Source organism: Rhodopseudomonas palustris (assembly GCF_003226555.1).
GTDB lineage: Bacteria > Pseudomonadota > Alphaproteobacteria > Rhizobiales > Xanthobacteraceae > Rhodopseudomonas > Rhodopseudomonas palustris_I.
Map to the genome: position 1 here is coordinate 572685 of NZ_QKQS01000023.1, position 12620 is coordinate 585304.

Genomic DNA, 12620 nt, shown 5'->3' on the forward strand with positions numbered 1-12620 from the left:
TTTGGGAGCCCAAGAGAAAGCTCGTACCGGATCGGACAGAATACTCTGTGTCGATCTTTCGCTTCAGTCACGCAATCTGGCCGGGCGAGTGGATGCCCTCGATGAATCTTTCGGTATAGCAATGATTGGCGAAGCCGACGTCGATCAGCAATTCTCGATTCATCGGCGCGCAGGGGCACGCAATTCTCATTGGCGCGAGATGACCAATCGGCATCTCCTCGCCGCAATAGACGATCGGCTTCACAGAATTCCGCTCTCGGCAATTTCATAAATATCCGCCGAAGATAATGAGGAGCGTCGATCCAGCCAACCCTCATTGGCTGGGCAAGCCGAGCGGCATCACGCTTACTTGCGCACGCAGATCACACGGACGACGCTGGCTTTGATGTCCTTGGCACTGCCTTCGGCCGGCCTGACGCCGACGCCGGCGAGATAGCCGCGGACCGTATCGGCGGAAATCAGCGCCGCCTGCGGCGCCGCTGCGCTATCGGCGGGTCCCGCGACGAGTGGCAGACGCAGCGTGGTCAGCCCAGCGAAACGACCGTCCGCATCTCGGGCCGGCGCACCAGAAAAGCCGAGGCTCGGCGCCGGCGTCACGGCCAGCCCTCCGGCGCTCCCGGCCGGAGTGACTTGGGCCTTGACCGAGGTGACGGCCGCGCCGCCGCCCTGGTTCTGCGGATCGGCGACGCCTGTGATCTCGACAGCTCCGGGCTTGGCCGCGCCGCCGCCGATCGGCAGCGGCTTCAGCTCGGACGCACCATAGATCCGCAGCAGCGCCAGCTCGTGCTCCTTGCTGCGATCGGCCAGATCGGCAGGGCCAAAGCCGGCGACCACGATCGACAGACAGCCCTCGACCGCTTCGCGATCGGCCAGGATGGCGCCATCGCCGCCGACGATCGTGCCGGTCGAATACTCGACCTTCTTGCGCGGCGGCGGGCCGCTCTGCACGCCGGCCGGGAACGGATTGTAGGCGCTCGACATCGCGACCACGACCGACTGCATCATGCCTTCGGTGGCCTGATCGTACAGCACGGTGAGGATGCGGACCTCGGCATCCTTGAAACTGCCGCGGATATAGAACTTCTTCTGGTTCTGAGTGCCCGACAGCACGAAGAAGTCGGGCTTGACCGCGCTGTATTCGACCTTGCGGCCAGGCTCCTTCTTCTCCTTGTCGGCGAGCTTGGCGATCGAGACGCCCGCCTCCTTGCGCCGCGACAGCGTCACCTGGATCGTGCCGGTGGACGAATTCCACCGGGTGCCGTCGGCATCGGAGACCTGTTGCGGCACCAGCCGGGTCGGCACGCCGAGCCGCGCGCCGGTGACCGGATCGGACACCAGCTTCCAGCCAACGCTGGCCTGCAGCTTGCGCGCCGCCTGAGCGAGTTGCCCGCGCTCCTGCGGATTGAGCACGCCGGTCGGCTTGTGGCCCTGGTTGGTCTGGAATTGCTTGATCGCGGCGATCATCCGGTCGGACACGTCGCCGTTGATCAGGCCGTTGTAATCGCCGGTCCAGGCGAGATCGGACTGGATCGCCTGGCGCTCGCCCTGCGCCAAGGTCTTGGCGGTCTCCGCAGGCGTCTGCGCCGCAGGAGACGCCGCCGCGGCCTGCTTCGGCGCGGCGTGTGCGCCATGCGCCGCCAGGGTGGCGGCACCGGCGACGATCAGGGTTGCAGCCAGCATCGATCTCATGACAATTCCCGAGCAAGGTTGCGCCATGCGCAAATAACCACAACCGCTTGGTCGGCGCCAACGTTGCGCCGGTTCGATGCGCAGCACCGAGGCGACGGCTTACCCGCCGGAGAGGATGAGCCGGATGCGCGTCCTCCAAATGACGGTGCAAATGTCGGTGCCGGTGTGGCCGTGGAAGTGAAGGATACCATCCGATCATGCTGAGTGCCGAGGAACTGGAACGCTACGCCCGCCACATCGTCCTCCGCGATGTCGGCGGCCCCGGGCAGGCGGCGCTGAAGAGCGCGCGGGTGCTGGTGGTCGGTGCCGGCGGGCTCGGCGCGCCGGCGCTGATGTATCTGGCCGCCGCCGGGATCGGCACGCTCGATATCGTCGACGACGACATCGTCACGCTGTCGAACCTGCAGCGCCAGGTCATCCACGCCACGCCGGACATCGGCGCCCGCAAGGCCGACAGCGCCGCGAGCCGGATCCTTGCGCTCAATCCCAACGTTCGCGTGGTGCCGCACCGGGTGCGGCTCGACGGCTCCAACGTGCTGGCGCTGATCGGCGGCTGCGACCTGGTGCTCGACGGCTCGGACAATTTTGCCACGCGCTATCTGGTGTCGGACGCCTGCTATCTGGCCAAGAAGCCGTTGATCACCGCAGCGCTCGGCCAGTTCGACGGATCACTGACCACGATCCGCGCCCACGAACGCAACGCCGCCGGCGAGCCCAACCCGACCTATCGCTGCCTGTTTCCCGAACCGCCGCCGGCCGGCACTGTGCCGAGCTGCGAAGAAGCCGGGGTGATGGGCGCGCTCCCCGGCATGCTCGGCTCGATGATGGCGCTGGAGGCGATCCGCGAAATCGTCGGCTTCGGTGAAGGCCTGGTCGGACGGCTGGTGATGATCGATGCCCGCGCCATGCGGTTCGAAACGCTGCGCTACAGCCGCGACCCGCAAAATCCGCTGAACGGCGATGCGCCGACGATCACCGATCTGAGCCGGCACGTTTGAGCCGCGCCCTGGCCTGAGAGCTGCGCCACGTTGGCTCTGGACAGCGCGAGCGCTTCGCAGGCATCACTGTTCGAGCGCCGATGAATCGGCGAGACGGTGAGGACGGCGGAGGGGCAGACCCAGATGGCGGGCACGGCGAAGCGCGGGCTGTTTTCCGGCGAAGGAATCGCGGCACCGCTGCGGCACGCGCTGTTCCGGCGGATCTGGCTGGCGAGCCTGTTGTCCAATCTCGGCCTGATGATCAACGGCGTCGGCGCCGCCTGGGCGATGACGCAGATGACCGCGTCAGCCGACAAAGTGGCGCTGGTGCAGACCGCCCTGATGCTGCCGATCATGCTGGTGGCGATGCCGGCCGGCGCGATCGCCGACATGTACGACCGCCGCCTGGTGGCGCTCGCAGCGCTTGGGATCGGTCTCAGCGGCGCCACGACACTTGCGGCGCTGGCCTATCTCGGCCTAGTGACGCCGAATACCTTGCTGCTGTTCTGTTTCGTGATCGGCACCGGCATGGCGCTGTTCGGCCCGTCCTGGCAGGCCTCGGTGTCCGAGCAGGTGCCGCCCGAAACGCTGCCGGCCGCGGTGGCGCTGAACGGCATCAGCTACAATATCGCGCGCAGTTTCGGCCCGGCGGTCGGCGGCATCGTGGTGGCAGCGGCCGGCGCCGTGGCGGCCTTCGCCGCCAATGCGATACTGTATCTGCCGCTGCTAATCGTGCTGCTGCTGTGGCGGCGGGAGAGCGAGCCGCCGCGGCTGCCGCCGGAGCGGCTGAACCGCGCGATCGTGTCCGGCGTGCGCTACATCACCAACTCACCGGCGATCCGCATCGTGCTGATCCGCACGCTGGTGACCGGCATCGCCGGCAGCTCGGTGCTGGCCCTGATGCCACTGGTGGCGCGCGACCTGCTGCACAGCGGCGCCGAGACCTACGGGCTGCTGCTCGGCGCCTTCGGCATCGGCGCGGTGATCGGCGCACTCAATGTCGGGATCGCGCGGCAGCGTCTGAGCAGCGAAGCCGCGGTCCGGCTGTGTGCGATGATCATGGGCGTCGCCATGGCGGTGGTCGCGATCAGCCGCTCGCCGCTGCTGACCGCCGCCGCATTGGTGATCGCCGGCGCGGTGTGGATGCTGGCGATCGCGCTGTTCAATATCGGCGTGCAACTGTCGGCGCCGCGCTGGGTCGCGGGACGTTCGCTGGCGGCGTTCCAAGCGTCGATCTCCGGCGGCATCGCGATCGGAAGCTGGGGCTGGGGCCATGTCGCCGACCTGTCCGGGGTCGCGCCGTCGATGCTGCTGTCGGGGCTGGCGATGCTGGCCTCGCCGGTGCTCGCCTTTCTGCTGCCGATGCCGCCGGTCGGCACCCGCACCGAAGACGCAGAGCTGCTGGACGACCCAGAGGTCAAGCTGGCGCTGACGTCGCGCAGCGGTCCGGTGGTGATCGAGATCGACTATCGCGTCGACGCCGACGAAGCCCGCCCGTTTCACAACGTGATGCAGGAAGTACAGCTCAGCCGCCAGCGCAACGGCGCCTATGGCTGGTCGATCGCCCGCGACGTCGCCGACCCTGAATTGTGGACCGAACGCTATCACTGCCCGACTTGGCTCGATTACTTGCGCCAGCGGAGCCGCTCGACCCAGGACGACCGCGCGTTGCACCGGCGCGCCATCGCATTCCATCGCGGTCCGGAGCCGGTACGGGTGCGGCGGATGCTGGAGCGGCCGTTCGGCTCGGTTCGCTGGAAAGAAGAATCGCCCGATCGCGCCGCCGCGACGGAGGTGCTGCCGGTCGCCGGCGTCAGCGGCGGGTCGACCTAATCACATCCCGCGCACAATCATTGCTTCGTCGCCATGCGTCCCGCAGGGACACTTACTGCCCGTGGTCGGCCAGCACCTTGGCGCATTTGGCGCTGAGCTTGGCACGGTGTTGCTGCAGGCAGTTCAGGATCGCGCCGTCGGATTCGTTCATCACCGCGCGGCAAAACCGCGACACATCGCGACCGCAGCCGGGATCGGGGCGGCGTTGCTCCTGCGCCTGTGATGGTCCGGCAATCAGGGCCAGTGAAATCATCGGGACAATGAACCTCAGCATGCCTCTCATCCAAGTCTGAACGGGTTGCGTCGAGCCCCTGGTCAATGCCGATCGGACATCGCCGTTCCCGGCAATCACGCTCTGCTGCGTCGCACTTACCCGTTGCGAAAAACCCGGGTCGCGTCCAACAAACCTACCCGTCGCTCGGAACGATCACAGTGGGATGCGTCATCTCGACGACGTCCTTGGCTTGGTCGGTGAGCACCCGGAATTGCGTCTGCAGGAATTCGGTCTGGATCCGGACGACGTCCTGAAAATCCTTGGCGTGCAGGAGCTGCTGGGAAAAATCGAAGGTGGCCTGGACGTTACGGTCGACGTAGCCCTTCAGCGCGTTGGCTTGACTGCTCTGGCCCATCGGAACCACCGACATGCTCTTGCTGATGAACTCGAGGTAGTTGGTCATCGCGCCGCGCGCCTGATCGAGGTTCTTGGTCATCATGTTCAGGATGACGTCGGACGAGTTCTTCTCTGCCATCTCGATCTCCTCGAGGCTCCCCAGCTGAACCAGCACACCAGATGGCCGCACGACCGGGCGCCCCTGTGCACACTCTTTGCGCGCGTCCATGATCGCAAAATCTGCAGCGCCGTCCAGTACTAACTGATCAGCCCTTAAATATGCCTAACCGCCGACACGCGAACGGCGGGCGTGGGGCGCCCCACACCCGCCGTTTTCGACATCGTCGTCGCACACGCCGAGCAGACCGCGCGGCGCGGAATTAGTTGAAGCGCGCGCGGTCGAGCTGATCCATGCCCTTCTGCGAGCGGTAAATCTCCAGGCAGTACCAGGCCAGCACGACCAGCGTGCCGATGCGCACCACCGAGGTCGGCAGCATCAGGCTGAGCGCGACGATCAGAAGCGGCACCGCCGCGGCCTTCACCACCTTGGTGCGGTCTTCGAAGATCGGGAAGAACCAGACCTTGTTCTCCGCCGCCCAGAACGGCGGCTTGACACGCTGCAGGCCATAGCGCGACCAGGTGTCCTTGAAGCCGAGCTCGCGGGCCCACACCAGATACAGCGTGACCCAGAACGCCAGGAAGGCGACCACGACGGACATCGGCCCGGCGGCGAAGCCGATGAGTAGCAGCACTGCGACGGCAAGTGCGATGAACCAGTTTTGCATCGGAGAGAACCTTTGAGACTGACGGGAGCCCGCGGGTGCTTGATTCAGCCGCCGGCTCCCAGAAGCGAACTGCCTGCGTTATTTGCGGGCGCAGGACACCACGATGGTGGAGGAGCTCGGGCCGCAGCTCGCGGTCATCTGCCCGTTCTCCAAAGAAAGGTTGTCGCTGAACTTGGCGCTGCTCGGACCGATGCAGATCGCGGAGATCAGCGCTTCGTCGGCCTCGCACGAGGTCGGGCAGCCGTTGGACGAGCAGGTCGACGAGGTCACGGTGCGGAAGGCGCTGACCGGCGGCGCCACCGGCGTGGCGGCGACAGCAGGTTCGATCAACGCAGGATGCGGCACGCCGACCTGGTTCACCACAGACAATGCAGCGACGAACGCAATGGCACCGAACAAGATCATCGTTGAGGAGCGCATACTACCTCCATACCTGTTGGAATTATCACCAGACGGTTTGCAACTGCAGCATGTTATCAACACCTCGGAATTTCAACAGGCGCAAGTTTCAGCACGCTTAAGGGCCGGGCAACTACGACTAAGGGTGAAGCCTCCGCCGAGCTGCTCGCGCGACAGCACGCGCCGACGGCGGCTTGATCACGACCGTCGACATCGATCACGGACCTTTAGCGGCGGACCGCTTGCAATGTTACCGTCGCTCACCGAATTGCGCGAGTTGGTGATTTGCCGGACAAGCGGCCACTTCGAACAGCGAGTCCAATCCGTCGGCAGAATTAGGACCGATGGCGCAGCGACGCGACACACACCAAGTCGCACATGCGGGCATGATGACCGTGACGACGGGCGGCGGCGATCGCGATCGTTGCGCAGACGGCGACCGTCTTTGATTCGGGATTTCCCGGACAGAGCCGCGACGGGATTCAGCTCCGCGAATCGCTTCTCTGCAGATCGGACCGCCGTCCTCGACACATCATCCTGCTCGGCTCGACAAGCGGAGAGGTTGCACGGTTTCCGCCGCAGGACTCGGATCAGAACGAATGATTGTCCGGCCTGCCGAACCTGTCAGCGAATCGATAGGTTCAGGGGCCTACAACATGCCGTGCCGCATCTGTCCCAACTGAGCCGCACTGGCTGCCGCGACATCAAGGCGGCCGGGCGCGCTCAAAAAGTCGGCGCCAACCGCCGCCGAAGATTCAAGCTCTGATCGACGACGGGATCCGCGTGTTTCTCGCCGCCTATCGCAACCCTGAAGTTCCATCATGAACAATGCACTTCTGCTCAAACTGCATCGCTGGACCAGTCTCGTGTTCGCGCTGCCGCTGCTCGCCATCATCGTCACCGGACTGATCCTGTCGGTCGAGCCGATGCTGCAAGCTCGCGGCCTGCCCGCCGGAACGCTCGATGCTGCCCGCCTCACCGGCCTGATCGAACGCTACGATCCGCAAGGCCAGGCCCGCGGGCTCGCCATCAACGCCACCGGCCAGCAGATGCGATTGCTCGGCATCAAGACGCTGCCGATCGATCTGGCGACTGGCGAAGCTGCGGCCGCGAGCGACACCACCGGCGACCTGCTGCTGTGGGCACGCCGCACGCACGAGCGGCTGCTCGGCTACGAATGGCTGGTGATCGGCTCGACGATCGCGATGACCGTGCTGATGACGATCGGCGTGCTGATGGGCTTGCCCCGGCTGCGCAACAGCCTCGCCGGCTGGCACAAGGGCGCCGCGTGGTTCACGCTGCCGCTGCTGCTGCTCAGTCCGCTGACCGCGCTGTGCATGGCTGCCGGGCTGACGTTTTCCAGTGGCCCGCCGCCGGCGCGGATGACGATCAAGCTGTCCGATGCGGTGCAACAGATCGCGCAGTCGCACGACGTCTCGCATCTAGCGATGATCGCCAATCGCGGCGGACGGATGATGGCCCGGATCTACGAAGACGGCGAACTGCGCGCCTATACCTTTGCGCCGGACGGCGTCACGGCGTTGCCGCGCAACTGGCCGCGGCTGCTGCATGAAGGCAACTGGTCGACGTGGCTGTCCGGCACGCTCAACGTCATCACCTCGGTGGTGCTGCTCGGCCTGCTGATCACCGGCGTCTGGCTATGGACCCGGCGCAAGCTGCGGCGTCGCCCGCAGCGTCCGGCTACGCAACCGGCCTGAAACAGCTCAGACCACTCACTCGCAGGATTGAGAATAGTCTAACCGGTTCGCTCAAATTGCACCGAAGCGGTGCACGGATCGTTGGGAGGTGCGGGCGTCTTCTGCCTGCACCTTTCCGCCGCAACGAGCGTGTCCATGTCCAGCATTTCGTCGATCGCCGTCTCCGGCCTGAAAGCAGCGACCCGCCGGTTGGAAGTCTCGGCCAGCAATGTCGCCAATCAGCAATCCACCGGCGCGCTGCCCGACACGAACGGCAAGGTCCCGGCCGGAGCACAGCAGCCCTACAGGCCGCTGCAGGTCAACCAGACCGACGCGCCGACCGGCGGCACCCAGACCAGCCTCGGCACCTCCTCGCCTGCCACTGTGCCCGTCTCCGATCCGCAAGCGCCATTCGCCAATGCCGACGGCATGGTGGCGGCGCCGAACGTCGATCTGGCGCAGGAATTCATCGGACAGATGGTCGCCAAATACAGCTACGCGGCCAACCTCGCGACATTGAAGGCCGACAAGGCCATGACCAAGTCGCTGCTCGACGCGACGGTGTAGAATCCCGCGCTCCCGCCATTGAGAGATGGCGAGGCCGACGGAGCAATCCAGCGCAGTACACGGCGCTGGATTGCTTCGCTACGCTTGCAATGGCGATAGGCCTCGAACTAACCGATCTGACCGCTCGTCACGCGCGGGGTGAAGTCGGGCACGCCGATCTCGTCTTTGCGGTGGCAGGCGACATAGTGTTCGTGGCCGGCGGCGTCGAGGAACGGCAACACCTCGCGGCAGCGTGCCTCGGCGAACGGGCAGCGCTGGGCGAACCGGCAGCCGGGCGGCGGATCGACCGGCGACGGCGGCTCGCCCTTGACCAGATACTTCGCCTTCAACTCGTCGCGGAGCGGACCGGGCGGCACCGCAGCCGACACTAGCGACCATGTGTAGGGATGGCGCGGCGCGGTGAACAGCGCCGAGGCCGGCGCCTGCTCGGCTATCTTGCCGAGATACATCACGGCGATCTCGTCGCAGAACTGCTGGATGACGCCGAGATCGTGCGAGATGAAGATGTAAGTGAGGCCGCGCTCGCGCTGCAGCTTCTTCAAGAGGTTGAGAATCTGCGCCTGGATCGCGACGTCGAGCGCCGAGACCGCCTCGTCGCAGACGATCAGCTCGGGTTCCGGCGCCAGCGCGCGGGCGATACACAGCCGCTGACGCTGACCGCCTGAGAACTGATGCGGAAACAGATCGGCAGCCTCGGGCGGAAGGCCGACCTCGGCGAGCAGCTTGCGCACCCGCGCGTCGCGCTCGCTGCGGCTGCCGATCTCGAGCAGATCGAGCGGCTCGCGGATCTGGTCCCCGGCGCGGCGTCGCGGATCGAGCGCCGAAAACGGATCCTGAAACACGATCTGCAGATGCTTGCGCGCCTTGCGCAGCGGCTCGCCGGTCAGCGGCATGATGTCTTCGCCGCGGAACACCACCTGGCCCGAGGTCGCCTGCACCAGCCGCATGATCGCCTGCGCGGTGGTGGACTTGCCCGAGCCGCTTTCGCCGACGATGCCGAACGTGGTGCCGCGCTTGACGCGGAAGCTGACTCCGTCCACCGCGTGGACGAAGGACGGCTTGTCCCATGGACGCTTGCGGCCGGTGCGGAAGTGCACCACGAGGTCGTTGACGTCGAGCAGATACGGGTCGCCGTCGGCCGGGCGAATGTCTTCGTGGATCATCATGCGGCGATCTCCGCGGCGCGCCAGCACGACACCGCATGTCCGGCTTCGATATTTCCAAGCGGCGGCTGCGGCTTCGACCGGCACAATTCCGAAGCATTGGCGCAGCGCGCCAGAAATGCGCAGTCCGGCCCGCGATTGCCCAGCCCCGGCACCATGCCGGGAATTTCGCCGAGATCGATCCATTCGGCCGGCTTGGCGACACCGACGGCGAGATGCGGAACGCAGCCGAGCAGACCGCGCGTGTAAGGATGGCGCGGAGTGGCGGCGATCTGGTGCGCCGGTCCGGTCTCGATGCAGCGGCCGGCATACAGCACCGCGATATCGTCGGCGAGCTCGGCAACCGCCCCGAGATCATGAGTGATCAGCACGATCGCGGTCTCGGTCTCGTCCTGAAGCTGGGCGAGCAGATCGAAGATCTGCGCCTGCACGGTAACGTCGAGCGCGGTGGTCGGTTCGTCGGCGATCAACAGTTTCGGCCGGCAGGCCAGCGCCATAGCGATCATCACCCGCTGCCGCATGCCGCCGGACATCTGATGCGGATACGCCTTGGCGCGCTGTTCGGCGGCCGGGATCTGCACCGCCTTGAGGAACTGCACCGCCTGCTCGGCGGCGTCCTTGCGGCTGAGCCGGCGGTGATAATACAGCACCTCGGCGATTTGATCGCCGACGGTGTAGAGCGGGTTCAGCGCCGTCATCGGCTCCTGAAACACCATCGACACCGCGTCGCCCCGCAGCGCACGCATCCGCTTCGGCCGCGCGGTCAGCAGATCCTCGCCGTCGAGCAGGATACGGCCGCCGGTGATGACGAAGCCTTCCGGCAGCAACCGCATGATCGCCAGCGCGGTCATGCTCTTGCCGCAGCCGGATTCGCCGACCAGCGCGATGGTGCGCCCCTTGTCGACGGTGAATGACAGGTTCTCCAGCACCGGCACCAGATCGCCGTCGCGATTGGTCATGCTGACGCTGAGATTTTCGACCGAAAGCACCGGCGTCATGATTTACCTCCGTCGCAGCCGCGGATTGACCGCATCGTTGACGCCGTCGCCGACCAGGCTGACCGCGAGCACCGCCAGGAAGATCGCGGCGCCCGGGAACGTCACCGCCCACCATGCGTCGAGCACGTAGTTGCGGTTCTGGCCGATCATCAGGCCCCAGCTCATGGTGTTGGGATCGCCGAGGCCGAGGAAGCTGAGACCGCCCTCGAACAGGATCGCGGTACCGATCGCCAGGGTCGCCGACACGATGATCGGCGGCAGCGCATTCGGCAGCACCACCCGCAGGATCAGATGCAGATTGCCGGCACCGGCGGCGCGCGAGGCCTTGATGAAATCGAGATCCCGCAGCCGCATGAACTCGGCGCGCGTCAGCCGCGCTGCCGACGGCCAGCTCACCGCGCCGATCGCCAGCGTAATGGTCGACAGTTTCGGACCAAACAGGGTCACCAGCACCATCGCGAACAACAGCGGCGGCAGTACCTGAAAGAATTCGGAGATCTTGACCAGGAGGGAATCGACCCAGCCGCCGAAGAAACCGGCGAGCGCGCCGACCGTGACGCCGATCAGGATCGTGATCAGCGCTGCCACCGCCCCCACGGTGAGCGTCGCCCGGCCGCCATAGATCAGGCCGGCCAGCACGTCGCGGCCGAGGTAATCCGTTCCGAACAGCGCATCTGCATCCGGCGGCGCGAACGGCATTCCGACGATGTCGAGCGGATCGACCGGATGCAGCCACGGGCCGAACGCGGTGCCTGCGAGCAGCACCAGCAGCAGGATCGCGCCGGCGACGCCGGACGGGCTCTTCATGAACTGGCGCAGCGCGGCCCGGGCCGGCGAGACCGCCTTCGGAACCTTGGTGGCGCTGGGAACGGGCTTCTGTGCCATCGCGAGCGAGGACTCCATCGTGCTCATCGGGCACCTGCGCGGATACGGGGGTCGATCAGGCGGTACACCAGGTCGGTGAGAATATTGGCCGCGATCACCATCACGGCGGAGAAGAACAGCACACCCATCAGGGTCGGGTAATCGCGGCGCAGGATCGAGTCGAACACCAGACGTCCCATGCCCGGCCAGGAATAGACCGTCTCCACTAGCACAGCGCCGGCGAACAGATTGCCGAATTGCAGGCCGACCACGGTGACGATCGGAATCAGCGTGTTGCGCAGCGCATGCTTGACCAGGACCACCCGCTCCGGCAGCCCCTTGGCGTGGGCGGTGCGGATGTAGTCGGCCGACAACACGTCGATCATGTTGACGCGCGCCAGCCGCGAATACTGCGCGACGAACACCAGCCCCAAGGTGATCGACGGCAGCACCAGATGCTTGGCGACATCCGCCACATAGGCAAATCCGGCTTTCGGATTGACCACATCGGTCATGCCGTTGACCGGCAGGATCGGCCACACCGACCCGAACAGCAGCAGCAGCAGCAGACCGGTCCAGAAGATCGGCGCCGCGTGGCCGGCGAGCGCCAGCACGGTGACGCCGTGGCTGAGCAGGCCGTTCGGCCGCCGTGCGCTGATCACACCCAGCACCGTGCCGATCAGCACGGCCACCACCAGCGACGCCGCAGCGAGATAAAGCGTCGCCGGTAGCCGCTGCAGGATCAGGCCGAGCACCGGCTGGTTGAAGTAATAGGAATAGCCGAAGTCGCCGTGCGCCACCTTGCCGAGATAGGTGAATAATTGCTCGAGCAGACTATGGTCGAGGCCGTACTTCGCCCGCAGCGCCGCGATCACCTCGGGCGACGCCCCACCCATCTCGCCGGCGATCACCTGCACCGGGTCGCCCGGTGCAAGATGGATCAGGCAGAAGTTCATCACCAGCACCGCCAGCAGCAGCGCGACGGCGTTGGCGAGTTTTCCGAACAGATGGGTGAGGAGAGCCATTGATGCTTCGTCG

The 12620-nt window shown here is 65.9% G+C and carries 14 protein-coding genes; 4 read left to right on the forward strand and 10 right to left on the reverse strand.

The genetic code is table 11. The annotated features are described in order from the left end of the window. Positions 1-67 precede the first annotated feature (67 nt). Together DNX69_RS26345 and DNX69_RS15185 are read right to left on the reverse strand one after the other, a co-directional pair. Positions 68-244, reverse strand: a complete 177-nt coding sequence (locus DNX69_RS26345; RefSeq protein WP_165825268.1) for a hypothetical protein — start codon at positions 242-244, stop codon at positions 68-70. Between the two features lie 101 nt (positions 245-345). Beyond that, positions 346-1689, reverse strand: coding sequence for a serine protease (locus DNX69_RS15185; RefSeq protein ID WP_110786793.1), 1344 nt, complete (start codon positions 1687-1689; stop codon positions 346-348). 197 nt (positions 1690-1886) lie between these two features. Between DNX69_RS15185 and DNX69_RS15190 the strand changes: the two genes are divergently transcribed. Both DNX69_RS15190 and DNX69_RS15195 read left to right on the forward strand, forming a co-directional pair. Then, positions 1887-2687: a HesA/MoeB/ThiF family protein gene (locus DNX69_RS15190; protein WP_110786794.1), complete on the forward strand. Its 801-nt coding sequence runs from the start codon at positions 1887-1889 to the stop codon at positions 2685-2687. 123 nt (positions 2688-2810) lie between these two features. Further along, positions 2811-4499: an MFS transporter gene (locus DNX69_RS15195; protein WP_110786795.1), complete on the forward strand. Its 1689-nt coding sequence runs from the start codon at positions 2811-2813 to the stop codon at positions 4497-4499. A 52-nt stretch (positions 4500-4551) separates the two neighbouring features. On the opposite strand, the gene DNX69_RS15200 is transcribed toward DNX69_RS15195, so the two are convergent. The 4 genes from DNX69_RS15200 to DNX69_RS15215 all read right to left on the reverse strand — a co-directional run bounded on the left by DNX69_RS15200 (position 4552) and on the right by DNX69_RS15215 (position 6314). Next, positions 4552-4773: a hypothetical protein gene (locus tag DNX69_RS15200; RefSeq protein ID WP_110786796.1), complete on the reverse strand. Its 222-nt coding sequence runs from the start codon at positions 4771-4773 to the stop codon at positions 4552-4554. 133 nt (positions 4774-4906) lie between these two features. Beyond that, positions 4907-5248, reverse strand: coding sequence for a phasin family protein (locus DNX69_RS15205; RefSeq protein ID WP_110787641.1), 342 nt, complete (start codon positions 5246-5248; stop codon positions 4907-4909). A 241-nt stretch (positions 5249-5489) separates the two neighbouring features. Further along, positions 5490-5894 (reverse strand): hypothetical protein, encoded by a 405-nt coding sequence (locus DNX69_RS15210; protein ID WP_110786797.1) that lies wholly within the window; start codon positions 5892-5894, stop codon positions 5490-5492. 78 nt (positions 5895-5972) lie between these two features. After that, complete coding sequence (locus DNX69_RS15215; RefSeq protein WP_110786798.1) at positions 5973-6314, reverse strand: hypothetical protein; 342 nt, start codon at positions 6312-6314, stop codon at positions 5973-5975. Positions 6315-7114: 800 nt separating this feature from the next. Here DNX69_RS15215 and DNX69_RS15220 point away from each other — a divergent pair. Then, the gene (locus tag DNX69_RS15220) at positions 7115-8011 is read left to right on the forward strand and encodes a PepSY-associated TM helix domain-containing protein (RefSeq protein ID WP_110786799.1); all 897 of its coding nucleotides are present in this window, start codon (positions 7115-7117) and stop codon (positions 8009-8011) included. A 135-nt stretch (positions 8012-8146) separates the two neighbouring features. Continuing rightward, complete coding sequence (locus tag DNX69_RS15225) at positions 8147-8557, forward strand: flagellar basal body rod protein FlgC (RefSeq protein ID WP_110786800.1); 411 nt, start codon at positions 8147-8149, stop codon at positions 8555-8557. 107 nt (positions 8558-8664) lie between these two features. Here DNX69_RS15225 and DNX69_RS15230 read toward each other — a convergent pair whose 3' ends face one another. The 4 genes from DNX69_RS15230 to DNX69_RS15245 are packed head-to-tail and all read right to left on the reverse strand — an operon-like array spanning position 8665 to position 12607. After that, the gene (locus DNX69_RS15230; RefSeq protein WP_110787642.1) at positions 8665-9723 is read right to left on the reverse strand and encodes an ABC transporter ATP-binding protein; all 1059 of its coding nucleotides are present in this window, start codon (positions 9721-9723) and stop codon (positions 8665-8667) included. Next, positions 9720-10718, reverse strand: coding sequence for an ABC transporter ATP-binding protein (locus DNX69_RS15235; protein WP_110786801.1), 999 nt, complete (start codon positions 10716-10718; stop codon positions 9720-9722). Before DNX69_RS15235 ends, DNX69_RS15230 begins: the two co-directional genes overlap by 4 nt. Positions 10719-10721: 3 nt before the next feature. Then, complete coding sequence (locus DNX69_RS15240; protein WP_110786802.1) at positions 10722-11630, reverse strand: ABC transporter permease; 909 nt, start codon at positions 11628-11630, stop codon at positions 10722-10724. Next, a complete protein-coding gene (locus DNX69_RS15245; RefSeq protein ID WP_110786803.1) occupies positions 11627-12607 on the reverse strand; it encodes an ABC transporter permease in 981 nt (326 codons plus the stop codon). The genes DNX69_RS15240 and DNX69_RS15245 overlap by 4 nt, the downstream gene beginning before the upstream one ends. Between the last annotated feature and the right edge of the window lie 13 nt (positions 12608-12620).